The sequence below is a fragment of the Alphaproteobacteria bacterium GM7ARS4 genome (genome assembly GCA_014332745.1).
Taxonomy (GTDB): Bacteria; Pseudomonadota; Alphaproteobacteria; order GM7ARS4; family GM7ARS4; genus GM7ARS4.
In genome coordinates this window covers 46,068-70,957 of record JACONL010000001.1, presented here as the reverse complement: position 1 = coordinate 70,957, position 24,890 = coordinate 46,068, and the positions used below count along the sequence as shown (strand labels likewise).

22 protein-coding genes are annotated in these 24,890 nt (G+C 51.8%); 15 read left to right on the top strand and 7 right to left on the bottom strand.

Going from position 1 to position 24,890, the window contains the following annotated elements:
- From nuoK to GDA54_00270, 10 genes are read left to right on the top strand one after another with little or no spacing between them, the layout of a single operon-like run.
- A complete protein-coding gene (gene nuoK / locus GDA54_00315) occupies positions 1-420 on the top strand; it encodes an NADH-quinone oxidoreductase subunit NuoK (protein ID MBC6496760.1) in 420 nt (139 codons plus the stop codon).
- Positions 421-447: 27 nt separating this feature from the next.
- A complete protein-coding gene (nuoL, locus tag GDA54_00310; protein MBC6496759.1) occupies positions 448-2,463 on the top strand; it encodes an NADH-quinone oxidoreductase subunit L in 2,016 nt (671 codons plus the stop codon).
- 12 nt (positions 2,464-2,475) lie between these two features.
- Positions 2,476-3,975, top strand: a complete 1,500-nt coding sequence (locus GDA54_00305; protein MBC6496758.1) for an NADH-quinone oxidoreductase subunit M — start codon at positions 2,476-2,478, stop codon at positions 3,973-3,975.
- Position 3,976: 1 nt separating this feature from the next.
- The gene (locus GDA54_00300) at positions 3,977-5,437 is read left to right on the top strand and encodes an NADH-quinone oxidoreductase subunit N (GenBank protein ID MBC6496757.1); all 1,461 of its coding nucleotides are present in this window, start codon (positions 3,977-3,979) and stop codon (positions 5,435-5,437) included.
- Complete coding sequence (locus GDA54_00295) at positions 5,413-6,189, top strand: biotin--[acetyl-CoA-carboxylase] ligase (protein ID MBC6496756.1); 777 nt, start codon at positions 5,413-5,415, stop codon at positions 6,187-6,189. The genes GDA54_00300 and GDA54_00295 overlap by 25 nt, the downstream gene beginning before the upstream one ends.
- 15 nt (positions 6,190-6,204) lie before the next feature.
- Positions 6,205-6,990, top strand: a complete 786-nt coding sequence (locus tag GDA54_00290) for a type III pantothenate kinase (GenBank protein MBC6496755.1) — start codon at positions 6,205-6,207, stop codon at positions 6,988-6,990.
- 42 nt (positions 6,991-7,032) lie between these two features.
- Positions 7,033-8,721: a ribonuclease J gene (locus tag GDA54_00285; protein ID MBC6496754.1), complete on the top strand. Its 1,689-nt coding sequence runs from the start codon at positions 7,033-7,035 to the stop codon at positions 8,719-8,721.
- A gap of 9 nt (positions 8,722-8,730) precedes the next feature.
- Positions 8,731-9,144 carry a methylmalonyl-CoA epimerase gene (gene mce, locus GDA54_00280; GenBank protein MBC6496753.1) on the top strand — a complete coding sequence of 138 codons (414 nt, stop codon included), beginning with the start codon at positions 8,731-8,733 and terminating at the stop codon, positions 9,142-9,144.
- A gap of 33 nt (positions 9,145-9,177) precedes the next feature.
- On the top strand, positions 9,178-10,023 hold the full coding sequence (locus tag GDA54_00275; GenBank protein ID MBC6496752.1) for an outer membrane beta-barrel protein: 846 nt from the start codon (positions 9,178-9,180) through the stop codon (positions 10,021-10,023).
- A gap of 13 nt (positions 10,024-10,036) precedes the next feature.
- Complete coding sequence (locus GDA54_00270) at positions 10,037-10,687, top strand: hypothetical protein (protein MBC6496751.1); 651 nt, start codon at positions 10,037-10,039, stop codon at positions 10,685-10,687.
- On the opposite strand, the gene GDA54_00265 is transcribed toward GDA54_00270, so the two are convergent.
- Positions 10,668-11,888, bottom strand: a complete 1,221-nt coding sequence (locus tag GDA54_00265; protein ID MBC6496750.1) for an NADP-dependent isocitrate dehydrogenase — start codon at positions 11,886-11,888, stop codon at positions 10,668-10,670. The two genes, GDA54_00270 and GDA54_00265, sit on opposite strands and share 20 nt — an antisense overlap.
- 242 nt (positions 11,889-12,130) lie before the next feature.
- Between GDA54_00265 and GDA54_00260 the strand changes: the two genes are divergently transcribed.
- Together GDA54_00260 and GDA54_00255 are read left to right on the top strand one after the other, a co-directional pair.
- On the top strand, positions 12,131-12,910 hold the full coding sequence (locus GDA54_00260) for a phosphatidylserine decarboxylase family protein (protein MBC6496749.1): 780 nt from the start codon (positions 12,131-12,133) through the stop codon (positions 12,908-12,910).
- A 21-nt stretch (positions 12,911-12,931) separates the two neighbouring features.
- Positions 12,932-13,675 carry a CDP-alcohol phosphatidyltransferase family protein gene (locus GDA54_00255; protein ID MBC6496748.1) on the top strand — a complete coding sequence of 248 codons (744 nt, stop codon included), beginning with the start codon at positions 12,932-12,934 and terminating at the stop codon, positions 13,673-13,675.
- On the opposite strand, the gene GDA54_00250 is transcribed toward GDA54_00255, so the two are convergent.
- From GDA54_00250 to GDA54_00230, 5 genes are read right to left on the bottom strand one after another with little or no spacing between them, the layout of a single operon-like run.
- On the bottom strand, positions 13,672-16,980 hold the full coding sequence (locus GDA54_00250) for an efflux RND transporter permease subunit (protein ID MBC6496747.1): 3,309 nt from the start codon (positions 16,978-16,980) through the stop codon (positions 13,672-13,674). The genes GDA54_00255 and GDA54_00250 overlap by 4 nt on opposite strands.
- A gap of 46 nt (positions 16,981-17,026) precedes the next feature.
- Positions 17,027-18,388, bottom strand: coding sequence for an efflux RND transporter periplasmic adaptor subunit (locus tag GDA54_00245; protein MBC6496746.1), 1,362 nt, complete (start codon positions 18,386-18,388; stop codon positions 17,027-17,029).
- Between the two features lie 33 nt (positions 18,389-18,421).
- The gene (locus tag GDA54_00240; protein ID MBC6496745.1) at positions 18,422-19,147 is read right to left on the bottom strand and encodes an ABC transporter ATP-binding protein; all 726 of its coding nucleotides are present in this window, start codon (positions 19,145-19,147) and stop codon (positions 18,422-18,424) included.
- Positions 19,144-19,914, bottom strand: a complete 771-nt coding sequence (locus GDA54_00235; GenBank protein ID MBC6496744.1) for an ABC transporter permease — start codon at positions 19,912-19,914, stop codon at positions 19,144-19,146. Before GDA54_00235 ends, GDA54_00240 begins: the two co-directional genes overlap by 4 nt.
- Before the next feature lie 35 nt (positions 19,915-19,949).
- A complete protein-coding gene (locus GDA54_00230) occupies positions 19,950-20,993 on the bottom strand; it encodes an ABC transporter substrate-binding protein (GenBank protein ID MBC6496743.1) in 1,044 nt (347 codons plus the stop codon).
- Between the two features lie 120 nt (positions 20,994-21,113).
- On the opposite strand from GDA54_00230, the gene GDA54_00225 reads away from it, so the two are divergent.
- Genes GDA54_00225 through GDA54_00215 form a run of 3 tightly spaced genes read left to right on the top strand, consistent with a single transcriptional unit; the run spans position 21,114 to position 23,318 of the window.
- Positions 21,114-21,368: a sulfurtransferase TusA family protein gene (locus GDA54_00225; protein MBC6496742.1), complete on the top strand. Its 255-nt coding sequence runs from the start codon at positions 21,114-21,116 to the stop codon at positions 21,366-21,368.
- Complete coding sequence (locus GDA54_00220) at positions 21,365-22,522, top strand: cobalt-precorrin-5B (C(1))-methyltransferase (GenBank protein MBC6496741.1); 1,158 nt, start codon at positions 21,365-21,367, stop codon at positions 22,520-22,522. Before GDA54_00225 ends, GDA54_00220 begins: the two co-directional genes overlap by 4 nt.
- Positions 22,512-23,318, top strand: coding sequence for a precorrin-6A/cobalt-precorrin-6A reductase (locus GDA54_00215; protein MBC6496740.1), 807 nt, complete (start codon positions 22,512-22,514; stop codon positions 23,316-23,318). Before GDA54_00220 ends, GDA54_00215 begins: the two co-directional genes overlap by 11 nt.
- On the opposite strand, the gene GDA54_00210 is transcribed toward GDA54_00215, so the two are convergent.
- Positions 23,287-24,888 carry a glycosyltransferase family 39 protein gene (locus GDA54_00210; GenBank protein MBC6496739.1) on the bottom strand — a complete coding sequence of 534 codons (1,602 nt, stop codon included), beginning with the start codon at positions 24,886-24,888 and terminating at the stop codon, positions 23,287-23,289. The genes GDA54_00215 and GDA54_00210 overlap by 32 nt on opposite strands.
- Positions 24,889-24,890 lie beyond the last annotated feature (2 nt).

The following is a 24,890-nucleotide window of genomic DNA, read 5'->3' as shown; positions in this document are numbered from 1 at the left end:
ATGTATCCTTATGTTATTGGGACAGAGCATTACCTTATTGTGTCCACCATGCTGTTTATTATTGGCGTGTGGGGGATTGTTGTGAATCGCCGTCAAGTCATTTTCATGCTGTTGTGTCTGGAGCTCTCTATGTTGGCGGTCATCATGAATTTTGCTGTCTTTTCTTACAACAGGGCCGACATTTTTGGGCATGTGGCGGGGATTTTCATTTTGACGGTTGCGGCGGCGGAAGCGGCCATTGGTTTAGCGCTCGTTGTCGCTCTTTTTCGTTTAAATCCACGTTATGTCGATGTGGATGCTATGGACCATGTCAAGGATGACGAGACGACCATTGGCGCTGACACCAGAGAAGGCGCCAGAGAAGGCGCCAGAGAAGGCGCCAGAGAAGGCGCCAGAGAAGGCGCCAGAGAAGGCGCATGAGAGACGACTCATGAGAGGAGGATAATCATGGCACATTATGGGGCGTTCCTTGCTCTTGTGACGGTTTTTGCGCCTATGGTGGCGTCTCTTCTCGCCTTGTGCGCCTATGGGATGTGTCGCTTTAGAGAGAACGGGCGGGGCGCGTCATTCTGTCATGACATTGTGCCTCTGTTCATCTGTGTGATGCTTGCCTTCTCGGCTGTGGCTGGTGTTCTTCTCTTTATTCTTTTCCACCAAGACAGTACAGCCGTTCACCATGTGCCTTTATGGCGTTGGTTTCGTTCGGCTGACCTCGATGTGTTGTGGCGTCTGCGTATCGATGGGTTGTCCGTGGCGATGTTGGCGATGGTGTCATTCATCGCCACGTTGATACATATTTATGCTCTTCGTTATATGGACGAGGACAAGACAAGACTGCGCTTTTTTGCCTATATGGCGTTATTCACCTTCGCCATGCAGATGTTGGTCTCAGCAGACAATATGCTTCAGTTGTTTTTTGGTTGGGAGGGTGTCGGCTTATGTTCTTACCTTCTCATAGGCTATGACTATCATCGTCAGAAGGCGAATCAGGCGGCTATTAAGGCCTTTGTTGTGAATCGTCTTGGTGATTGGAGTTTTTTATTAGGGATTGTGTTGTTTGCTGTGTCTTATGGGAGCGTGGATATCGATGCGTTGTCCTCTCTATCGACGGGCGACAGTGACACGTTGTTTGTGTGGCAAGGCTATGGGATTGACCCCCTCACCATAGGCGCTTTATTGTTGTTTATTGGCGCGATGGCGAAATCGGCGCAATGGGGTCTCCATGTGTGGCTCGCTGATGCGATGGAGGGGCCTACGCCTGTTTCTGCTCTTATCCATGCGGCGACGATGGTGACAGCGGGGATTTTCATGGTGGCGCGTCTTTCCCCTGTTTTTGTCCAGTCGCCTCTTGTGTTGGATGTGATGGTCGTTGTTGGGAGTGTCACGGCGCTCCTTGCGTCTGCCGCGGCGGTGACGCAATATGATATGAAACGCGTCATCGCATGGTCCACATGCTCTCAGTTGGGATATATGGTCGTGGCATTGGGATTGACGGCATGGGGGGCGGCCATGTTTCACCTGATCACCCATGCGTTCTTCAAGGCACTGCTGTTCTTGGGGGCGGGCTCTGTCATTCACCATATGCGCCACGAGCAAGACATGCGGAAGATGGGACATTTGGGGGGAGAGATGCCCCTGACATGCGTTATGATGTGGATAGGCTGTTGCGCGCTCACGGGAATTCCTTTCTTGTCGGGTTTTTATTCGAAGGAATATATTATCGAGATAGGGTGGGGAGGGCATGGCGACATTGCCGAGATGGCGTTTCTCTGTTGCCTTTGTGCTGCCATGCTGACGGCATTTTATGCGACACGCATGATGATGATGACGTTTCATAGCCCTCATGCGTCGACAAAGGTGGGCGACTCGGGGATGTCCCCGCCTCATGACGCCCATCCTGTCATGCTTGTCCCGATGGCGGTGTTAGCGCTGTTTGCGCTCATTCTTGGGGCAGTTGGTAAGGCGTGGTTCGTTGGTGAGCAGGCGTCTGTTTTTTGGCGAGGGGCGCTCTTTGACAATCACGAGCAGATAGGACAGCGTGCAGAGCAAGCGCCTCACGCATGGCTTATGATGCCTGTGGTGTTGAGCATCGCCATGATGTCTCTTGCCGTTCTGTTTTATGGCTTTCTTCCCCGTTTCATGGCGTTTTTACAGCGCATGCCTGTGGCGTCTTGGTGTCATAGCCTGTTGACTCAGGGGTGGGGGATGGATAAGCTCTACGATGTCGCTGTTGTGCGTGTCGTGCGCGCATGGGCTTACGAGTGCATGACGACCGTCGAGCGGGATATTATCGATGCCTTTGGTCCTGATGGTGTCGCTGTGCGTGTGCGTCATATGGCGCGGTGGGTGGCGTTGAGCCATAGCGGGCGTTTGTATATTTATGCCTTTGTGATGGTGGGGGGCGTGTTGTCCTTCCTGTTATGGCTTGGGGCGGAATGGTCTCTTTTTTCTTTTGCGCCGTAATATGTTGAGACGATGACATTCGTTGATTTTCCCATTCTGTCGGTATTGATTTTTCTGCCTTTGGTGACGGCGCTCTTCATCATCCTTGTTCGCGGGCGGGAGGCGCGTGTCGCTTCGAACACGCGCTTTTTAGCCTTGTGGGGGGCGACAGCGCATCTTGGGCTCAGTTGTGTCCTTGCCTATGCTTTTGACTCTTCGCAAGCAGGCTATCAATTTGTCGAGACTCTCGAGTGGTTTGCGCCTTTTTCCATTGGCTATCATGTGGGTGTGGATGGGATTTCTCTGGGGCTTGTTGTCCTCACATCTTTTTTGACGTGGGCGTCATTGCTTGCCAGTCGGGCGATGACATATCGCGTGAAGGAGTATTTAGTGGCCTTTATGGTGTTAGAGAGTTTCACAACGGGGGCGTTGCTTTCTTTGGATTTAATCCCTTTCTACATTTTTTTCGAGGCTGTGTTAGTGCCTATGTTTTTTATCATTGGCATATGGGGTGGCGAGAGGAGGATTTATGCCACGTTTAAGTTTTTTCTGTATACGTTGACGGGTTCGCTCTTATTTTTTGTGGCCATTCTTGTGCTCTATCAGGAGATAGGGACGACAGATATGATCCTTATTGGTCGGGCTGGCGTTCCTGAGTCGTTGCAATATGGTTTATGGCTCGCTTTTTTTGCGTCATTTGCGGTGAAATTGCCTATGTGGCCTGTCCATAGTTGGTTGCCTTTAGCCCATGTGGAAGCACCAGCAGCTGGCTCTATGCTTTTGGCCGGGATTTTGCTGAAGCTGGGCGCTTATGGTTTTATGCGCCTGTCTCTTCCTCTCTTTCCCGATGCGAGTCTCTATTTCGCGCCGATGATGTATGTTTTGAGTATTATCGCGATCATCTACACGTCTCTTGTGGCGTGGCAACAGACAGATATGAAACGTTTGATTGCTTATGCGTCTATCGCCCACATGGGCTATGTGACACTGGGTATTTTTTCTTTCACTGAGCAGGGCATGCAAGGGGCGCTCATGCAGATGGTCAGTCATGGTGTCATTTCGGCCGCCTTGTTTATGGGGATAGGTCTTCTCTACGAGCAGACGCACAGCCGAGCGTTTTCTGTGTATGGCGGCGTGGCAAAGGTGATGCCGTTATTTGGCGTGATGATGATGGTCTATACGTTGGGGTCTGTTGGTTTACCGGGGACGAGCGGTTTCATTGGCGAGTTCATGACGTTGCATGGCGTGTGGGAGGCGCATTGGTTATGGGCGGCGCTGGCGGCAAGCGGTGTCGTGTTATCAGCTATGTATATGCTGGCGTTTTATCGCCGTGTGTTTTTCGGTGAGGTGACGCCTCAATGTATGGGGTTGTCGAAGGTTGCTCTTATCGATGCGTGTGTCTTGTGGATGTGGACGTTGCTTATTGTGGGGTTAGGCGTCTATCCCTTGCTCTATTTAGAGCTGGTGCAAGAGGCTGTCTCAGCGTTCACGCCCTTATTTGATAGGGCGTCTGTCATAAGGCAGGGGGGGTGACGTGTTTCCTGTTGCCGACTATCTTGCTCTTCTTCCCGAATTGGTTCTTGTGGCGACGGCGCTTCTGTTGTTGTTGCAAGGGGCGTTGTTTTCATCTTTTTCCAAGGCGAGTGCCCATGGATATGTCCTGTTGGCGATGATTACCGCGCAATTATTGCTGGTGTTTCTCTATGAGAAATCCTCGCCAGAGCCTTTTGGCGGTTTATTCATCCATGATGTCTTCGCTCAGTCGGCGCGCTCCATTGTGTTGATGGGGACGACTCTCTTATTGATTTTATCCCATCATGCTGACCGCAGGACGTGGTCTTATGAGATAGAACACCATGTCATTATTTTATTGATGAGCACCGCCATGATGCTCATGGTGTCGTCATCGAACATCTTGCTTCTTTACCTTGCTATGGAGTTGCAGGCTCTTTGTCTGTATGTGTTGGTCGCTATCAGGCATCGGTCGGTGATAGCGGTGGAGGCAGCCATGAAGTTTTTCATTTTAGGGGGGCTTGCGTCTCTTATCTTTTTATATGGCGCGAGTGTCATGTATGGGCTGAGCGGCTCTTTATTTTATGGGGATATATCCCAATGGTCTGAGTCGCTTTCATCACAGCCTTATGCGTTGGTGGCGTTTTATGTGGCATGCGTGATGGTCTTGTCGGCTATGGCCTTTAAGATGACAGCTGTTCCTTTTCATATGTGGGCGCCGGATGTCTATCAGGGGGCGAGCATGGGGGTGGTGGCGTTGATGTCGACGGTGTCGAAGCTTGTGGCGGTGTTTGTGTTTTTACGCTTGCTGGCGGTGGCTATGAGTCAATTCTTGGTGGTGGGCGAGACGATGGTGCTTGTGCTGTCGGTTTTATCCATGACGATAGGGAGTTTGGCGGCTTTAAGACAGCGCAATCTCAAACGTTTCATTGCCTATAGTGGGATTGCTCAGATGGGGTTTGCTCTTGTGGGGGCGGTGGCGTGGGCGGGGCATGGGTTTGAGGCTGTGTTTGTGTATATGATGATTTACTTCATCACGATGTTGGGTGTGTTTGCGGTATTGCTCAGTCTTTTAAGGAAGAGGGGCGAGGTTGAGACGATAGACGATTTAGCGGGGTTAGGCGTGTCCCATAAGGGGGTGGCGTGTGCTTTAGCGCTCTTCATGTTTTCTTTGGCGGGCATTCCGCCTTTTGCGGGTTTCTTTGGGAAATTATACGTTTTTGTGCCAGCGATTATGGAGGGGTATCGATGGTTTGTCGTATGGGCTGTGCTGATGAGTGTTATCAGCGCCGCCTATTATTTGCGGTTCATCAAAGTGATGTATATGGACCCTGTGGTGGGTGATGGCGTGTATCGGGAGAAGAGTGTCGAGGGGAATGTCGTTATCTTTTTGTCGGTATTATTCACGCTCTTATTTATTTTTGTGCCGCGTATTTTTTGGGATATGGCGCTTGTGTTATGGGCATCTTTTGGCGGTGGTTAGGCTATGGCGGTAAGCATTTATGCGTGATGCATAAACGTTGTGTGGGGAGCAGTAACGATGTGGCGCGACAGCGTCTACACTGGCCTATAGGAGAAGGAGGGCAAGGCGAAGGGCTTGTCATCAAAGTGGACAGGCAGCTGGCGGGGCGTGGTCGGCGTGGCAAGCGATGGGTATCGAGGCGTGGGAATCTTCATTGTTCTTTTGTCCTTGTGCCTTCTGTGTCGCAACGGCATTATCCTCAACTGAGTTTTATGGCAAGCCTTGCTCTCATGGAGACATTGCGGTCATTGTGTCGTCATCCCGCATGGTGGCGTCGCGTGTCGTGCAAATGGCCGAATGATGTGTTATGTGATGGCAAGAAGCTGGCGGGTATTCTTTTAGAGCATGGTTTGTATCGAGGGCGTTCTATGGTCATCATGGGGGTGGGGGTGAATGTCCGTTTTGCGCCGCCTCTCAGGCGTGTGACATCGTTGTATGCTTGTGGCATCATGTCGACGGAGGCAGAGGTTTTTAAGCGGTTTGCCCTTTTTTTCTGGCGACGTTATCGTCTTTGGCAGGAGAAGGAAGCACACGACATGGTCTATCAGGAATGGTTGTGTCATGCCTATCGCCTTGGTGGCTTCGTGCGGTTGCATATGGATGGAGAAAAGGTGGAAGGAATGTTCGAAGGCCTAACCTCTGATGGTCGTTTATGTGTGCGTATGCGCAATAGCGAGGTGCGTCATGTATCGTCAGCGCTTGTGGAGACGTAACGTGTGTGATGGACGATGTTTCTAGCCATTGATGTCGGCAACAGCGATGGCCATTGTGGTCTTTTCAGAGAGGATGGCGCTCTTGTCAAGACGTGGCGTTGGTCTGTGCGTAAGGCGTGTCAGAAAGACGAATATAGCGTCATGATGACAGGATTTTTATCGACGGTGGGTTGTGGGTTGGGTGATATAGAGGGTGTCATTATTGCCAGCGTTGTTCCCTCTGTGGAGCGTCCCCTCTCGGATTTTTGTCGTGATGATGTGGGTTGTCTTCCTTGTTATGTGTCCTATAAGATGGCGGGTGTTCCAGTCTTGGCTGTAGACCATCCGTCTATGGTGGGTGCTGACCGCCTTGCCAATGCCAAGGCGTTGGTGGAGGCGGGGCGTTTGCCCGCCCTTGCCATCGATTGTGGCACGGCGACGACGTTTGATGTTGTCGATGGAGAGGGGCATTATCGAGGGGGCGCGATCGCCCCTGGCTTTGGTGTGTCTATGCATGCCTTGGTGGGAAGCACAGCGCTTTTGTCGCCAGTATCCTTCGAGGGGTGTGGCATGCCGCCTGTGGTTGGGAGGAATACAGAGGATGCCTTGCGTTCTGGTCTCTATTGGGGGTATATAGGGTTGATAGAGGGCATTCTTCGTCGCGTGCGACAGCATTATTCCGACCTGCTTGTTGTGGGGTGCGGGGGCTATGGCGATTTTTTGACGCATGCGTGTTCTGGACTCATAGAACGTTATGATGCCCATTTGACCTTGAGAGGTTTGTGTCATTTATATAAGGCGCAAACAGACACAAAGACATGAGAGAGAGAAGACAGATGGATAGCGTGGTAAAAGGATATACTGATGGTTGATGCGAGACTGCCAACGCCTGATGACAAGGGTATGCTCTTTGTTCCCTTAGGGGGGTTGGGGGAAATAGGCATGAATTGCGCGTTATATGGCTATAAGGGGAAATGGTTAGGCGTTGATTTAGGGGTCACATTTGGTGATGGGCGGACACTGGGCATTGATGTCATCGTGCCTCAGTTGGATGTGTTATTGCCTCATAAGGACTCTTTGCTTGGTTTTGTGTTGACACATGGGCATGAAGACCATATTGGCGCTATTCCTTATGTATGGGATATGTTAGGGCGTCCTCGCCTGTGGGCGAATCCTCTGACCGCCACATTGATTGAGCGTAAGTTGAAGGATGCGGGCTTGTATAGGAAGGGTGGACTCAATGTTGTAGAGGCGGGACAGCGTTTTTCCGTTGAGGATTTCCGTGTGCAGATGATAGGGGTTAATCATTCCATTCCTCAGAGTTGCGCCTTGATGATAGAGACAGACTATGGTCGGATGATTCATAGCGGTGACTGGTATTTTGATAGTGAGCCGCTCAAAGCGCCAAAGGAGAGTCAGCAGGCGCTTCGTCGCGTGGCGGACAAGGATGGGGGCATTCTTGCCCTCATGTGTGATTCGACCAATGTTTTTGAAGAGAAGCATCATGGCACGGAAGCGGGTTTGCGTGAGGCGTTTGTCTCTTTGATAAAGGAGTATGAAGGCAGGCGTATCATTTTCACGTGCTTTGCGTCCAACATCACCCGTATCGAGAGTATTGCCAAGGCGGCTTTGTCTAATAAGCGCCATCCTGTGCTTGTGGGACGTTCCATGTATCGTTATCACCAAGCGGCGCTGAGGCATAAGAGCATCGAGGACATCATGTTCTTGGGCGAAGAGGAAGGGGCGAGGATGGAGCGTGGCATGGTCGTCTATATCTGCACGGGCTCTCAAGGGGAGCCGCGGGCTGTCATGAGTCGTCTTGCCTATGGCGGCCATGACAAGGTGAGGCTAGAGGAAGGCGATGTCGTTGTCTTTTCTTCTCGAGTCATTCCGGGTAACGAGAAGGCTGTTGGTGATATTTACAATCGTTTTCGTGCTCAAGGCATCCACATGGTGGATAGTGAGAGTCGATTCGTCCATGTGTCAGGCCATCCTCCGCGCTGTGATTTAGCGGCGATGTATGACGTTGTGTCGCCTCGCTTTATCGTGCCTGTGCATGGCGAGGACCGCCATTTATTAGCCCATAAAGAATTTGCTGAGGAGAAAGGCTATAAGACGCCATCGTCGCATGTGAGGAATGGCTCTGTTGTCTGTCTCTCGAAGGAGAAGGCGGAGGTGATAGGCTCTGTTCCCTATGGGCGGCGGGGTGTTTATGGTGGTTCTCTTGTCATGTTGGACAGCAAGACGGTGGCGCACAAGCAATCTCTCTTCGAGAGAGCCTTTGTGCATATGGTTGTGGCGGTGGATGACGAGGGGCGTTTGCGTGACGATATTGTGTTTCATGCGCCTACCATGTGGTATCATGAGGGTGATAACGAGAAACATATGGCGCAATGGCGTCACAAGGTGGAACGCGCGTATGATGCTATCGATGGGTCGGCGCGCAGCCATGATGTTCTCTTGAGGAATCTTTTACGAGAGGCGCTGAGCAAGATTATCAAGAAGCAGAATCGCTTGAATCCTGTGATCGATGTGAGCATTATGAGAGTATAAGGGTGTGTCATGATAAAGAATCTCAACCATGTGGCGGTCGTTGTTCCAGACCTACAAGAGGCGCGTCGGCGTTATCGCCATGTCTTAGGGGCGCGTGTGTCGGACATTCAAGAGTATCCCGACCATGGCGTCCAAGTCGTATTTGTGGAATTAGAGAATACAAAGATAGAGTTGCTTCATCCGTTAGGTGAGGAGTCGCCCATACGTGCTTTTTTAGAGAAACATCCGCAAGGAGGATTGCACCATCTCTGTTTGGCGGTGGATGATGTCTCCCATGCTGTTGCGACTGTGGAGGGGGAGGGTTTGCGTGTGTTAGGGGGGAAAGACGGCATTAAGAAGGGCGCTCATGACTATCAGGTGGCGTTTTTGCACCCTAGGGATTTCTGTGGTGTGTTGCTCGAACTTGAACAAGGATCTTATTGATATGGAGGTATGTTCGTGATGACATATGGTTGTATGACAAAATCTGTGGCGTTGATGCTGTCCCTGTGGATGGTGTGTGCTGCTGGCGATGGTATCGCTGGCGGGACGGGGCGTGATGATAATCCGTTGAGGACTCTGCCGCCGCGTCAGCCTCAGCTCTATCCCCATGGGCTGTATGTGGGGGCGTATGGCGGGTCGTCTTTTCCTGCGGGGACGTTTTCTTTCTCTCGTCAAGCCTTTGATAGTGGTGAGCGTGACATTGCTATCAGTGGTGGTGGTTTTTTAGGCTATGAGATGTTCATTCCCTATAGTTTTTATAGTTTATATGTCGCGCTGGAGGGTGTCATAGGCATTGATGATGCCCATATCGATGAGACGAGCATCAGGGTGCGCGGCAATCCACCAATGAATGTGATTGTCCGTGATGATGATGGCACAAATCCTAGAATGCGCAATGTCACCGATTTGCATGCCACGGCGCGAGAGGAGGTCGCGTATTTTTATGGCGCCGATGTGCGTTTTGGTTATAAGGATGGCGCATGGCTTGTCTATGTGTTGGGGGGATGGCAGCGTACGCGCCTTGAATGGACGGGGTCTTTGCGCGCCGATTATCGGGTTGGTGCTGACACCTTATTTGTCCGCAAGGACTCTATCAACGAGCGTTGGATTAATGGCGTGCGTTTTGGTGGCGGTCTTGAATATGCCATGCGCGGTCAGTGGTTTGTGCGCCTTGATTATGTCCATGCCTTTTATGCCGACAGGAAGGGCGCATTAGTCTTTGAGGTGCAAGAGGACAGCTCCTTTGTTATGGACTCCTCTCCCTACCTCTTAGAGCGTTCGGACAACCGCTTGCGCGTTTCTCTTGGCTATCGTTTTTAGGGGTGCGCATGCCATGAGATATGTTGTCTATTGCCTTGCCTGTGGCGTTTTCTTTCTATGGCAGGAAGGCGTTGTTGTGGCGGGCGCTGTGCCGTCAGAGCCGTCACAGCGTACCCTTCTTCAGGATGTAGAGATTTTTGATGGTCTTTATGGCGGTGTCGATGTGGATTATAATTTTGGGAGTGATGCCTCTTCGTCCCATGCCGAGCTATATTATGGGGCGTTGGTTGGTTGGGGACATCGTCTACATGGCGCGTCTCTTCAGGAGCTCAGTCGCCTTTACTATGGTGTAGAGATAGGCATTGGCGACAGCACTTTTATTGCGGCTGATAGGGCGCGAGGTTTTCGTCTCAGTGAGGGGTTTCGTTATGGCGTGTCTGGACGGGTGGGCTATATCATGCCGCGCCTCTTTCTGTTTGGGCGTATGATGCCTTATCTGGGGTTTGGTGTGCAACGTACGCGCTATCGCCAGCGTTTTGGTGGTGGGGCGTCTCTCACGTTCACACAAACGGAGCGTCGTTTTTCCTTTGGCAGTGAATGGGTGGGTGGGCGCTATGTGCGCACTTTTTTCCGCCTTCACTATACCTTGCGTCAAGGGGGACAGCGTTTCGATGGCATCACGTCGGATAACCAATTTGGTCTTATCACTGGCTATCGATTTTAGAGGAGAGTGTGCGGGCGACATGGCGTATGAATTGGTCGGTTGTATGCCATGTCTGGGCGGGGCTTGTGAGCAATGCTAAATCTTTCGTCATGATGCCTTGATGAAGGGTCTCCATGCAGGCTTGTTCTAGGAGGGCGCAAAATGTTTGGAGGGGCTGATGATGGTCGAAGCGTCCTCGCCACAACAAGCCACGACTCCATGCGAAGATAGAGGCAATAGGGTTTGTCGATGTCTCTAATCCTTGTTGATGTTGTCGAAAATGGTTTGTGACGGTGCCATGGGCGGCTTCACTCTCAACGATATTGCCGTCTTCTGTCATAAGAATCGACGTCATCATGCCGAGCGAGCCAAATCCTTGTGCCACCATATCCGACATGACGTCACCATCATAATTTTTACATGCCCATATGAAACCGCCATGACTCCGTAACGCCATGGCGACCATGTCGTCAATGAGACGATACTGATAAAAGATTTTTTTCTCCTGAAACGCCTGTCTGAATTCTGTTTCATAGATGTCGGCGAAGAGGGCGCGAAAGCGTCCGTCATAGACTCTGAGGATGGTATCTTTGCTGGCAAAGTAGACGGGGAGGGAGCGTTCCAAGCCGTAGCGAAAGCATGTGCGCGCAAAGGATATGATGGATGTGTCTTCATTGTAGAGTGCCATGGCGACGCCGTCGCTTGTGAACGTGTGTATAGCGTGGCGCTTGGCGTTTTGACTCCTTGTGTCTGCCATCTGGAGTTGTGTTCCTGCTGTTGTTGACATTTCTGTGGCGGCATATTGGTCGCCATAGGCGTGTCTGGCGATGATAATGGGTTGACGCCATTGGGGTATGGGGCTTGTGAGAACGGGAAAGACGATGGGTTCTCGAAAGACGATGCCATTGAGTCGTTGGCGTATGGTGCCATTGGGCGATGGGAGGAGTTGTTTGAGGTGAAATTCTTCTTGGCGTTGTGCATTGGCGGTAATGGTGGCGCATTTAATGCCGACGCCATGGCGGGCGATGGCGCGCGCCGCCTCGATGGTGACGGCGTCATCGGTGGCGTCTCGATGGAGAATACTTAAATCGAAGGAGAGGATGGGGAGGTCGAGGAATGGCAAGATAAGACATTCTTTTATTTTCTGCCAGAGAATCGCCGCCATTTCATCTCCTTCGAGGACGACAACAGGATTTTTCACACGAATTTTCTTAAAAGGCATGATAGTATCGGCAATGTGGATGGTGCGTGCGCATAGGCATTGTATGCGGGCGTGGCGTCTGTGTCATGGCGTTATGTCATGGGATTATGTCATGCCTTGTCATGGCGTCATATGAATGATTGTATATAAGAGTGAGCATGTCGAAAGAGTCTTCTACAAAAGGGACACAAGAGGGCGGGCAGAAGAAGGGGTCGAAGACGGAGTCTATGGGTGACCATAAGGGGCTTTTCGAGTCCATCCTTATGCTTTTTAAGAACGTCATGGTGCCGATGCACTCTGATGGTTGGGTCTTTATTTTAGTCTTTGGCGCTGTGTCTTATTTATTGGCGCTCATATCGTTGACCTTGGGCGCTTTTGGTTTTGTTCTGACGTTATGGTGTATCTATTTTTTTCGCGATCCTGAACGTGTGCCTCCCCAAGAGGTTGATGCCGTTGTCAGTAGCGCTGATGGCATGGTGCTTCCTGTTGTGCGCGCATCGCCTCCTGAGCAGGCGGGTTGTGCGGTGGGCGAGATGTATCGCGTCAGTGTTTTTATGAATCTCTTTAATGTTCATGTGAATAGGATGCCTGTGCGTGGTGTTGTTAAGAAAAAGGTGCATGTGAAGGGTGTTTTTATGAACGCTGTTTTGGAGCGTGCGAGTCTAAAAAATGAACGTGTCATCATGCATGTTGTGCGTGAGGATGGGGTGTCCTTTGTTGTGGTGCAGGTGGCGGGGTATGTGGCGCGTCGGATTCGCGCCGATGTGGAGGAGGGTGAGGATGTGGATATGGGGCAACGTTTTGGCATTATTCGCTTTGGCTCGAGGGTCGATATCTACATGCCTCTGGAGGCGACAATTCATGTCAGTGAGGGTCAGACGGCGATTGGTGGCGAGACGATTCTTGCGTCGATTCCTATGACACATGGTAAAAAAGTGGTAGAAGGAGAGAAGACGTGGGCGTCTTCTCAACCGAAAACGAAAACAGAGACGTCAGAGCATAAGGGGTCACCATCAAGGAGTCAGGGGTCGCCGTCAGGGTGAGGAAAGAGTAGGACATTTGCTATGTATATCAAATTGCGCGAATATCTCTATGATAGTGCTTGGGCTCGTTTTTTGACGAACGGGGTGACGCTCATGAATTTATCATGTGGCATTCTTTCTTTTTATTTTGCCTTGCATGGGGCGTGGGAGCATGCGGTGCTTGCCGTCATCATTGCGTCTGTGCTAGATAATATCGATGGGCGTTTAGCGCGTTCTTTAGGGGCGGGGACGGGCTTTGGCAAGGATTTAGATTCTCTTGCCGATGTCATTAGTTTTGGGTGTGTGCCAGCCTTTCTTCTCTACGAGTGGTCTCTTCGCCATGCGCCCCATGCCTTTATCGGTGTGGCGGCGTTATTTTATGTGATCTGTGCTGCTCTTCGTTTGGCGCGTTTTAATCAAGGGGGGAGCAAGAATTCCTCCCACCTTTATTTTAGCGGTTTATCTTCTCCTGGCGCCACAGGGTTTTGTATTTTCCCGATGATTCTCGTCTTTTATAGCGATGGTGTGTCCTATGTATCGCCATGGGTCTGTGCGTTGGTGCTGACGGTGAGTGGGATATTGATGTTGGCGCGTTTTCCTTCTTTTTCCCTTAAGAATCTTCGCCCGCTGGTAGGAAGGTCTGTCTATGTTCTTGCTGTGGCGCTGTTGCTCGCATGGATGAATTTTTGGCTCTTTATGCTCATGGTGATAGGGCTTTATGCCTTGTCTATTCCTGTGAGCATGATATGTGTGGCGTGGAGTCGTCCTAAGGGGGAGTCGTCCTAGGCGGACTCCTTTTTAGGTGATGGGGTGCGTGGGTTATCTGCTTGTTTGTATGTGATACGGCGGTTTTTCTGGTGCGCTTTTGTTGTTGTCTTTCTCTTTTTGAGCCATGCTCTTACCTTTCCTATGAAGGAGAGGATATGGGGGCGCGCTTTTTTCTCTGCCGTTTGTGCTTTATCGTACGTCTTTTGGGCCTGTTGGGCGATGTTCTGTGCTGTGTTCCGTATGGCGTCATAGCGCTCTTGACGTGAATATCCTTGCCATTGGGCGAACAGCATGAGGGCGCTCGGGGTGACGACCAGCGTGAGGATGGTGGCGAAGGCGAGTCCAAAGACGAGGCTTGTTGCCAATTGTTGCCAGAATTGGGAGGATGGGGCGCCTTGGGATATGTCGCGTTCGATAAAGTCGATATTGATACCGAGCATCACGGGAAGTAAGCCAAAAATAGTCGTGATGGTTGTCAGCAACACGGGACGTAGTCTTTGTATGCCTGTGCGGAGGATGGCGTCTCTTTCATCCTTGCAGTGCTGACGGACCTTCATCCATGTATCGATAAGGATGATGTTATTATTGACGACGATGCCAGCGAGGGCAATGATACCAATACCGCTCATGACGATACTGAAGGCAAGATTGGCAACGAGCAGTCCAAGGAAGACACCGATCGTGGACATAATGATCGTTGTGAGGATAAGGAATGTGCTAAAGAACGAGTTAAATTGGGCGATAAGAATGATCATGATGGAAAAGAGCGCGACGCCAAAGGCTTTTTGTAGGAAGGCAGCGGCTTTTTTTTGCTCTTCGTCCTCACCTTTGAATTGGACGGTGACACTTGGCGGGAACGTCATAGAGGCGAGCGTCTTTTTAAGGGGTTGGACAATATCATCGGCAAGGACACCAGAGGCCACATCGGCTTTAATGGTGACGGAACGCACCGAGTCTGTCCTACGTATGATACCCACTTTTTGATGGGGGACGCGTTCTGTGAAGTTGCTCACAGGGACATCCCCTTGTTGTGTTTTAAGGAAGAGGCGATTGAGTTCGTCAAGGTTGCGATTTTTTTCTGGAAAACGGATGCGGATATCGATTTCGTCAAAACTATCGTCAGGGCGGTATTCGGTGATTTTGATACCGCGGGTGATGAGTTGAACAGCTTGTCCGATGGTTGTGATGTCGGCGTTGGCGCGTGTCGCTTCGATGCGATTCACATCCATACGCCATTCTATGCCGGGGATGGAGAGTCCTTCATCGATATTGACGACATGGGGGTTTTTGCGTAGGCGTTCGATAATCTTGTCGGCGCTCCTTTGGAGTTCTTCGGGATTGAGGGCTGATATGCGTATCTGTATATCTTTTCCCACGGGGGGGCCGGCCTTTGGCTTTGTGATTTCGACGAAGAGACCGCGGTGCTTTTCGAGGCGTCTTTCCACCTCTTCGAGGATGACACTTGCTTTTGGTCTGCTCTGCCAATGGGCGAAGCTGATGAAGACTGAGCCAATAATGTCTTCTGGCTTATCTTGCCCGCCCCCGCTCTTCCCGGTGCGTGTGTAGAAGCTTTCGACTCCGTGCATATCGAGGATACTTTGTTCGATGCTCTGCATGATGGCGTCTTTTTCATAGACAGAGAGGTTGCCTCTGGCGTGGACTTGAAGAACGGCCGTGTCGGGTTCGACTTTTGGGAAAAACTCGACGCCTTTACCAAAGGACGCATACAGAAATTGCGTCAAGAACAATGCGCCCACGGCGAGCATGACGACACGGGCGGGATGGCGTAAACACATGGTCATAATCTGCAGGTATTTCGTTGCCCATGGCGACATATTGACGAATTTACCGCTTTCTCCTGCTTGCAATGTGCTGAGCGACTGGGCGTCGAGGGCGCCGGGCGCGCCAACATACGCGCCTATCGTTGGCACAAATAAGAGCGCCATAGCGAGGGATGCCGTCAAGACAACGATGAGGGTGAGAGGGAGATACACCATAAATTCACCGACAATGCCGGGCCAAAACAGCAAAGGCATGAACGCCGTCAGAGTCGTCATGGTCGAGACGATAACGGGTGTTCCCATACGTTTGCTGGCGAGAGCATAGGCTTGCTTACGGTCATGGCCTAAATGCATCATTCTGTCAGCATATTCCGTCACGACGATGACGCCATCCACGAGCATGCCCACCGTCAAGATGAGTGAGAAGAGGACAACGACATTGAGGGTGACACCGAGCAGGCCAAGGATAAAAATCCCGGCGAAGAAGGCGCCTGGGATCGAGACGCAGACGAGCAGAGACGCCCTCACGCCAAGGGCGATAATAGTAATGCCAATGACGAGAAGAACAGAGAGAATGACGCTATTTTGCAACTCACTGAGCATATCTTTGATACGTGTTGCCTTATTTTGCGTGTAGATGACGTTGATATTGCTTGGCATGCGCGTTTGTTCTTGCTGTACCAGCCGTTTGACATCGTCTATGGTGGCGACGATATTTTCTCCCGTGCGTTTTGATATTTCGATGGCGAGTGCTCTCTGTCCGTTGATGCGTGCGAAGCCTTTGGGGTCTTCGAATCCTTGTCGAATTTCGGCAATATCGCCTAAGGTGACGGCGGCATTGCGGTCGACTTTTATGGGGAGATTTTGGAATTCCTGTGCTGTTTCGATGAGTCCGGGCACTTTGATAGCGAAATTCCCTTGTCCGGCGTCGAGGACGCCGCTGGCGACGAGGATATTGCTACGGCTCAGGGTGGTGAGGACATCTTGTGCCGTCAAGCCATAGCTTTGTATTTTCAGCGGGTCAATGATGACGTCGACTTGTTGTTTGCGCTTTCCTACAATGTCGGCTTTCAGGACGCGAGGCAAGGCGCGTAGTTTTTGCTGTAGGGAGGTGGCGGTGGCGAGCAGGCTACGTTCGGGGATGTCGCCGGACAAGGTGACAACGAGGATAGGGAACAGGCTGAGATTGATTTCGCGTACGACGGGTTCTTCGGCGTCCTGTGGCAATTTGCTCTTTGCTGTATCGACATTGGCGCGCACGTCCGACAGAGCTTCATCAATATCCACGTCGGGATTGAATTCGAGGATGATATTTCCTCCGCCCTCGAAAGAGGAGGAGCGCATTTCTTTGATACCCTCGATGCTATTGAGTTCTTGCTCCATAGGTCTGACCAGCAAGCGTTCGGCATCTTCGGGGGATATGCCAAAATGGTTGACGGAGACGTAGATTGTCGGGATGGTGATGTCGGGTTCTGCTTCTCGCGGGATGGTTTGGAACGTGACGAGACCAGCAATGACAAGGAAGATGAGGGTCGACACCATGGCCCGTGCTGAACTTATGCATGTGTCGACGATGCTTGCCATGGTCTTATTGGACGCTATGTTCGGGTGTCAGGGGTTGGCTGTCGACATTGTCAGCATGGGGTTCGTGGTGAGAGGAGGCGACAAAGGGTCTATCATCTTCGAAGAAGGCTTGGACATGCTGTCCGTCATTGACGAAGTCTTGTCCTCTTGTCACAATATGCAATGTGTCTGGCAGTCCGCTCAGCCATAGTCCTTCTTGGGTATCGGCAATGAGGGTGACGGGGTAGAAGACAATTGTTTCTGTGTCATCGATGGCTTTGACGCCGATGACACCCTCATCGTTGATGGTGAGAGCAGAGTGTTTGACGTTGTGTGCCATGACGGCATCGAGGGCGATGTACATCTCTGCTGACAATCCAGCGGGGATTGTGTGTTGGGGGTTGTCGACTTCCGCTTCGATGCGAAACGTTCGTGTTTGTTCGTTGGCGGCTTGGGACGTGTAGCGTAGTGCGCCTTTCAATGTTGTGCCGTTGGCGAGGGTTGCTGTTACGTCTCCCTGTTCTTGCAGTCTGAGAATATCATCTTCGCTGACTTCAGCGGTGAGGAGAAGGGGGTCTAGGTCGACGATTGTTCCTGCTTGGTCTCCTTTTTTGAGGTAGCTTCCTAGTTCAGCGTGGCGTTCGATGAGGATACCATCGAAGGGTGCGCGTAGCGACATATGCTGGATGGCGTAGGTGATACGGCTCAAGGATGCTGTGGCGGCATAAAATTTCTTACGTGCGCCTGCGGTATTGAGTTGGGAGCGGTATCCCTTCACCGTGAGGTTTGCTGATGCGTCGTATTCGATACGTGCTTCTTCCAAGAATGCTTCGGCTTCTTTTTTTTGTTCGGGCAAGTCTTCTGGGTCTAATTGAATGATGATGTCGTCTTTTTTGACGATACGTCCCTTGTCGAAGAGGACATCGATGACGTGTCCTTCGCCCAGTGTGCGTAAGGGGACGATACGTGAGGGTTCTGTTTGTCCTCTGAGGATAATATGTTGGGCGTGAGGCTGTGCTTGTGAGGCTTTGATGACGACAGAGGGGCGTATCTCTGTTCCGTTGAGGACGGACGGCGTGTCTTCTTGAGAGAAGAGGCGTCCGCTCATAATCCATGTGCTGGCGAGGACAAACAGGCTGAGTGCGATGAAGCGTGGGGATTGCCAGATATGGCGTTTCTCCATCAATGTTTTATGGACGGCATGGCCGTGTTGTTTCACAATGGGGGCGTATTTTTTTCCTTGGGCGACGGCATCTTGGACGTGGCTTTGGAGATGGGTGAGAGCGCCATGGAGATGGTCGGTGACGTTGCGTTTTTTCGGTGAGGCTTTTGGCGCGGTTTTTTTTGCGTGTGCTTGGCCTGTGGTCGTCTGTCTTTTTTTCGTCATGTGTTCGTTGTGTGATGATGGATTGGTTTCCTGTTACGCTGTCGATAGGCGTTTTTGTTGGATGGCATCGATATCTCTTTGCGTGATGGATGTTCTTGGTCTTGGCTTATCGACTCTATAGTCTAACGTAATCGTTGTTGGTTTTCCGTCCATAAAAAGTATGCGGTCAGAGAGGAAGAGCGCTTCCTTAATATCGTGGGTAATAAAGAGGATCGTTGTGGGGTGCTTTGTCCATAAAGACAGGAGGATGGTGCGTAAGGATTGGGCGAGAGGGGGGTCAAGGGAGACGAAGGGTTCATCCATCAAGAGCAATTGGGGTTTGGTGATGAAGGCTCTTGCCAGAGCGACTCGTCTTTGCATGCCGCCAGACAATCGGTTGGGGAATTCCTTGTGGACATCGCCAAGGCCCATGGCGTGGAGGAGTTGTCGTGCTTCTTCTTTTGTGGCATGGCTGTTATCGGTGACGAGGGTCACATTATCCATGACGTTGAGCCATGGCATAAGGCGGGGTTCTTGGAAGACATAAGCGATTTTTTGTGAGGCGTGGGTATCGTGTGTTGCGAAGTCTATTGTTGCGTGGGGACATGGTTCGAGGCCAGCGATGATATTGAGCAAGGTTGTTTTTCCGCAACCAGATGGTCCAGAGAGGCACATGAACTCTTTTTCTCGTAGGGAGAATGTTATCGTGCCAAGGACGTGATGCTGTTGCCCTTCGGCTTTGATATAGGATTTTTCTTGAATATGGACGTTGAGTGTCATAGGCGCCATCGTGTGGCACGATGTTCGAAGGGGCGTATCATAAAAATATCAATGGCGAGGACGATGGCGACAAAGACGCATGTATAGGCGAGGATACTGGTGATATCGAAGAGGTGAAAATAGGTTTGTACTTGGAATCCGACTCCGTTGGGGCGGCCGAGCAATTCGACGACGAGGACAATTTTCCATATGAGCGAGAGGCCAGAGCGGGAGGCAGCCATGAAGGAGGGATAAATCTGTGGGAGGTAAACATATCTTAGTGTCGTGAGCAGGGGCAGTCTGTAGAGGTATGCCACATCGAGGAGTGCTTTGTCCACACTACGTGCGCCTTCCCGCATGATACTGACGACGAGGGGGACTTTATTGATAATGACGGCGAGGAGGGCGCTGAGTTCGTTGAGGCCAAACCAGAGAAAACAGAGGATGATGACAATAAGGGCGGGGACATTGAGGGCGATGATAAGCAGGTCGTCTAGTGCCGTGTTGATACGGGGAAAATGTCCCATGAGGATACCGATGATGGTGCCAAGGGCCATGGCGATGATGAAGGCTGTGAGGACGCGATAGAGGGTGATACCGATATGGTAAAACAAATCGCCCTGTTGGGTATGGTGCGTGATGGCATAGAGGACGGAGAATGGGCTAGGCAGGGATGTCTCATTATCGATAAGGGAGGCTGTGATGGTCCACATAGACAAGAAGACGATGATGGCAAGGAGTCGCACGGTCGAGCGATGGCGCAATAGGGGGAATTGGAACGCTCTCATGGTGTCTATGGAGGGCTATGGCCTGTTGCGCGTTTTTAGGGGGTATGGCGGGATGGCGCTTCTTCTGGTGTCGTCCCATGGGTCCAGAAAGTGCCTTCACTGATATGTTTGCTTTTTCCCACCAATTCTGTGCCTCCCAATGTGGCGACCAGTTGGAAGAGTTTTTCTGTGGCTTGTTGTTCTTCCGTGCCAAATTCTTTAGGGATTCCTTGCCTGTAGCCATCTCGTAATCGAATGAATGTTTTGTCATCTGGCGCATGCATGTGGGGTTTCAGGCGTTGCCATTCGTCGTCAGAGGTTGCCATGATGTGGAATGCTTGCTGAGATGCGCTCAAGAAGGCGTCAAGAAGGCGAGGGTTTTGTTGCGCCCATGGTTGAGAGAAAATCCATCCGTTGATAGGAATGGTGGGCGTAATGCCGAGTTCGGTGAGGATGGTGTGCATGGGGAAGGCTGTGTGATAGTCGTCATCGGCTTCTAGGCGCGCTTGGAAATGCCAGAAGGTGAGGACTCCGTCTATTTCGCCTCGTTTGAGGAGGGCGCTGAGAAGAGGCGGCGCGCCATAGACGACATCCACATGGTCTTCGATGTCTGTTCCTTTTTGTTGTAGACTATAGGCGCGCATGAGAAGCCAATTTTTATCGATTCTTCCCCCTGCCACACCGATTCTCTTATGAAAGAGTTCTTGGAGTTGTCCATGCTGTTGGGAAGACGATGCCATGACCAAGCCGCCGCTTGCTGTGGAGTAAGGCGCAAAATGAAAGAGTCGTCCGCTTGTGCGTTGTCGCGAGACCCAAAACCAATCGCCGACGATAATATCGGCGGCGCCTCCTTGCAAGGCGACACTGGCCGCATTTTTACTGGCAACGGGGAGAATATCGAGATGAAAGCCATGGGCTTTGTCTAGCTGATGGTGTTTGATGACATCGAGATGCCAGTTGACCGTGCCAAATTGGAGGCTTGCCACTTTGAGTGTGGGGAGTCCCTTTGTCTCGTCCGCCATGCTCTGAGGGGTTGGCATAAGGGACAGAGTCAGCAGGCAGAGGAAAAGTCCGTAAGAAAAAAGGCGTTCGACAATCATAGGGACGGCTATAATAGGGGTGGAGGCTGAGTGATGGATGCTACAGATATAGGGCCATAGAGCATAAACCGCAAACCCTATCGTTCATACATCTTTATGCAATTGTTATCCTTTTAGGTGATGCTGATGAAGAGATTGGATGTCAGGGGGTTGCGTTGTCCTCTTCCTGTGTTGAAGACGCATAGGATGATGAAGGCGCTACAAGCGGGCGAGACCCTAGAGGTGCTTGCCACGGATAAGGATGCGCCAAAAGATGTGCGTCACTATTGTCAGAACGGGGGGCATGCATGGCTTGGTGTTGAAACATGCGCGCAAGGCGACCGCCCCATTGAATTTATCATACGTCTTCGTAAAGGGACGGGAGGCGAGGCATGAGGACGCTGGGGAATACGTCATTACGCCATGGATGGACAACGGGAAGTTGTGCCACCGCAGCGTTACAGGCGTCTTACCGTTTGTTGATGGAGGACGAGGCGTGTCGCACAACGCGTATCCTGTTGCCACGGCCTGTCCATGACGATAAAGAAGCCACCTTCGCCATAGAGTCATCGGGGATAGACGTCAAAGGGAACAAACGGGAGGCATGGGCGTGTGTTATGAAAGACTCAGGCGATGACCCTGATGTGACCCATGGGGCGTTGGTGAAAGTATCCCTGACTTATGATTGGGACGATACCATGATGGATGGCGACAATTGCCGTGTCTTGTTTCATGGAGGCGAGGGTGTGGGCATGGTGACGAAGGCGGGACTTCCCCTTGCTGTGGGTGAGGCCGCCATTAATCCAGTGCCAAGGGCGATGATGACATCGTTTTTGCGGGCGCAACGGGGAGGGGAAGCACAGAGGATGAAAGGGGGGCGATGGACGTGGCATGTGACGATTCATGTGGAGGATGGGGCGCGTTTAGCGCAGAAGACGTGGAATGGTCGGTTAGGGATTGAGGGTGGTTTATCGATTTTAGGGACGAGGGGGATTGTTGTGCCTTATTCATGTTCGGCTTGGATTCATGCCATTCATCGGGGCATTGACGTTGCCGTTGCGCAGAACTATCACCATATTGCGGCGGCGACTGGCAGAACATCAGAGAGCGTTTTGCGTGAGCGTTACCATTTTCCTATGGATGCCATTATCGACATGGGTGATTTTGTGGGGGGCATGGTGAATTATATGCGTGGCAAGCCTATACGAAAACTCACATTATGTGGTGGTTTTGGCAAATTATCGAAATTGGCGGTTGGGGCGCGTGACCTTCATGTGCGGCGTTCGCGTGTGGATATGGATTTTTTGCGTCAATGCATGCGGGAGATAAAGGGGGAGCGGGACATCGGGAGTCGTCATCGGGAGGCGTCGTCGGCGTTAGCCTTGTGGGAGGAGGCGCATGCGCAAGGCGTGGCGTTAGGCGATAGGGTGGCGTGGGAAGCGGCGCGCATGCTCTCTCTATGGTTGAAGGAGAGCGCCATGCGTGAAGTGCATGTCATGGCCATCGACCGTTTAGGCTCTGTCATTGGCGAGGGCGTCTATGGCGTCTAAGGGGGTGTCTGTATGCGGGCATGTGTTGATATGTGCGGGGAGTGAGGAAGCGCGCCATGTGGCGATGTGCTTGCTACGTGATGGGCGTTACAAGGTGACATGTTCTTTGGCGGGTGTTGTGGCGCGTCCTCACCTGTTGCCTCTTTGTCGTTATCACATAGGGGGGTTTGGCGGTATCGCTGGTTTGTGTCGTTTTTTAGTGCGTGAGCGTGTTGATTGGGTGGTGGATGCCACCAGTCCCCATGCTGTGACGATGAAGGCGCATATTGTCCATGCGTGTCGTGTCTGTTCTGTGAAGCGTATTGCCTTATGGCGGCGGCCATGGCGGGCGGTTGCGGGTGACCGATGGGTGGAGGTTGCTGATAGTCGGAATGCTTCTGTCATGCTGTCGCGGCTCTTAGCGGGCGTTCCGTCCCACCGTCGCCATGTGTTTTTGACGATAGGGCGCAGGGACATGGCATCCTTTGACGGCGTTTCTTGTCGTTTTATCGTGCGTTCCATTGACAAGCCGTCTCGTCTTCCTATGGGGGGTTTGATGGCGAGCGTATGGGTGAGCGGGCGTCCTCCCTTTACGAAGGAACAAGACCATGAGATGATGGAGCGTTATGGCGTGTCCTTTGTTGTGAGTCGCAATAGTGGTGGGGATGCGACCTATGGCAAGATAGAGGCGGCGCGCATGAGGGGCATTCCCGTTGTCATGATACGTCCGCCGCCGCCGCCTCCGCCTCCTGTGGCGTCTAGCGTCGCGGGTTTGACAGCGCCTTTTATGTTGGGCAATGGGATTGAGGCAGGATGAGCACTCTGTGAAAGATGAGGGGAGGGAGCGGGAAGGGGCTCAGACTTTCTATGGTGAGGGTTTTTTGTGGGCTAATGCATGGGAAGAGAGAGAGGATGATGTCCGCAGGATAGGGTGGTGTGACCCATCGGTGAGGCACAGAGACGTCTTCCATCCATATGATGACGCCGCCATGGCGTTGTATCTCTTGTTTTTCTTGTGCGCTGAGGGAGGGGTGTATGGGATGGGATGGAACAACGGCGCGGGGGTGATGTGGTGCATAGAACCCGATATTGTTTGCTACCCAGAGATCGCCTAGCACATAGGGGATGGATGTTTGAAATCTGTCATACCATTCCTTATGGAGCGTCATGGCGAGGTCGTCCCCTGGGAATTGGGTGCGTTTGATGGTGTGTGCGATGACGGGCTTTCCCAGCTGTATGATGCTATAGGCGAGGATGGTGAGCAGGAGGACGGCACCCCATGCCATTTTGAATCGTGGAGTGAGGGCGATGCTGTTGGGTTGGATGAACAGGGTGAGGGCAATAAAGCCAGCGAAGAGGAAAAAGGGTGCAGCCCATGCTGAGCGTAGCTGTAAGCCGAAGACGAGAGAGAGCGAGACAGCCATGGCGAGAGGCATGCACCCTATGACATAGGCAAAGGCTCTTTCCTGTTGTTCTTCTTTCCAAAGTGAGAGGAAGGTTGCCTTTGACGGTATACGCCATGACCCCGCCAGAGGGAGCAAGAGCAAGAGGGGGGCGATAAGCATCAGCTGGGCGGCAAGAAACGCCAGGGGAGAGAGGATATGTCGTTGGACGAATGACTCTGTCACGCCATCATAGGCTCTTGCGAGGGCATAGCGCAAGGTGGGGAAATCATGCTCTATGAGCCACAGGACATGGGGGAAGAAGAGGAGAAGGGCGAGGGCAATGGCGAGATACAAGGCTTTTTCTTTCAGGAGATGGCGTTTCGATGGCGAGAGAGCGAGGAACAAGAGCATAGAGAGAACAAGCAATGCGGAGGTATATTTTGCCAGCATGGCGACAGCGACAGCGACACCCCATAACAGCCAGTCCACCCATGTGTTCTTGGTGATACAGCGATGAAAGGCGATGATGAGAAGCGCCCATAATGGCAGGAGAATGACATTATGATTAAATTCAGGGGTGAGGATGGTATGGTGAAGGATTGTTTGTGTGAGGAGTGTGCTGATGCAGGCGATTGTTGGCGTCTCATGGCGTCTTGTCCATGTCCACATGATGAACAGCATGAGTGTTGTGCTGATTTGGCTGAGGATGATATAGGGGGCGTGATGGTGAGGGAAGAGGACACCGATGATGTAGGCAATCCATGCCATGAGAGGTGGGTGGCTACTATTATTGGCGTATCCCCATTGGAGTTCGTAGCGGTCTTGATGTAGATAGATAACATCGATGGGGACATTGGGGCTGACGATGATAGGAATGATTGTCCATAAGGCGGCGTGGCTGAGGAGGGCGAAGAGAAAAAATCTATCTTCGGCTCTTGATGGCAGGACGTGCGTGAGCGTGAGGGATGACGGCATGGGGGAGGGGGTGTGGGGGGCTGTCACAT

Excerpts from the sequence above, each read along its gene's own strand:
- nuoK (MBC6496760.1), top strand. The coding sequence starts at position 1 with ATGTATCCTTATGTTATTGGGACAGAGCATTACCTTATTGTGTCCACC.
- nuoL (MBC6496759.1), top strand. The coding sequence starts at position 448 with ATGGCACATTATGGGGCGTTCCTTGCTCTTGTGACGGTTTTTGCGCCT.
- GDA54_00305 (MBC6496758.1), top strand. The coding sequence starts at position 2,476 with ATGACATTCGTTGATTTTCCCATTCTGTCGGTATTGATTTTTCTGCCT.
- GDA54_00295 (MBC6496756.1), top strand. The coding sequence starts at position 5,413 with ATGGGCATCTTTTGGCGGTGGTTAGGCTATGGCGGTAAGCATTTATGC.
- GDA54_00290 (MBC6496755.1), top strand. The coding sequence starts at position 6,205 with ATGTTTCTAGCCATTGATGTCGGCAACAGCGATGGCCATTGTGGTCTT.
- GDA54_00285 (MBC6496754.1), top strand. The coding sequence starts at position 7,033 with ATGGTTGATGCGAGACTGCCAACGCCTGATGACAAGGGTATGCTCTTT.
- mce (MBC6496753.1), top strand. The coding sequence starts at position 8,731 with ATGATAAAGAATCTCAACCATGTGGCGGTCGTTGTTCCAGACCTACAA.
- GDA54_00275 (MBC6496752.1), top strand. The coding sequence starts at position 9,178 with ATGACAAAATCTGTGGCGTTGATGCTGTCCCTGTGGATGGTGTGTGCT.
- GDA54_00270 (MBC6496751.1), top strand. The coding sequence starts at position 10,037 with ATGAGATATGTTGTCTATTGCCTTGCCTGTGGCGTTTTCTTTCTATGG.
- GDA54_00265 (MBC6496750.1), bottom strand. The coding sequence starts at position 11,888 with ATGCCTTTTAAGAAAATTCGTGTGAAAAATCCTGTTGTCGTCCTCGAA.
- GDA54_00260 (MBC6496749.1), top strand. The coding sequence starts at position 12,131 with ATGCTTTTTAAGAACGTCATGGTGCCGATGCACTCTGATGGTTGGGTC.
- GDA54_00255 (MBC6496748.1), top strand. The coding sequence starts at position 12,932 with ATGTATATCAAATTGCGCGAATATCTCTATGATAGTGCTTGGGCTCGT.
- GDA54_00250 (MBC6496747.1), bottom strand. The coding sequence starts at position 16,980 with ATGGTGTCGACCCTCATCTTCCTTGTCATTGCTGGTCTCGTCACGTTC.
- GDA54_00245 (MBC6496746.1), bottom strand. The coding sequence starts at position 18,388 with ATGACGAAAAAAAGACAGACGACCACAGGCCAAGCACACGCAAAAAAA.
- GDA54_00240 (MBC6496745.1), bottom strand. The coding sequence starts at position 19,147 with ATGACACTCAACGTCCATATTCAAGAAAAATCCTATATCAAAGCCGAA.
- GDA54_00235 (MBC6496744.1), bottom strand. The coding sequence starts at position 19,914 with ATGAGAGCGTTCCAATTCCCCCTATTGCGCCATCGCTCGACCGTGCGA.
- GDA54_00230 (MBC6496743.1), bottom strand. The coding sequence starts at position 20,993 with ATGATTGTCGAACGCCTTTTTTCTTACGGACTTTTCCTCTGCCTGCTG.
- GDA54_00225 (MBC6496742.1), top strand. The coding sequence starts at position 21,114 with ATGCTGATGAAGAGATTGGATGTCAGGGGGTTGCGTTGTCCTCTTCCT.
- GDA54_00220 (MBC6496741.1), top strand. The coding sequence starts at position 21,365 with ATGAGGACGCTGGGGAATACGTCATTACGCCATGGATGGACAACGGGA.
- GDA54_00215 (MBC6496740.1), top strand. The coding sequence starts at position 22,512 with ATGGCGTCTAAGGGGGTGTCTGTATGCGGGCATGTGTTGATATGTGCG.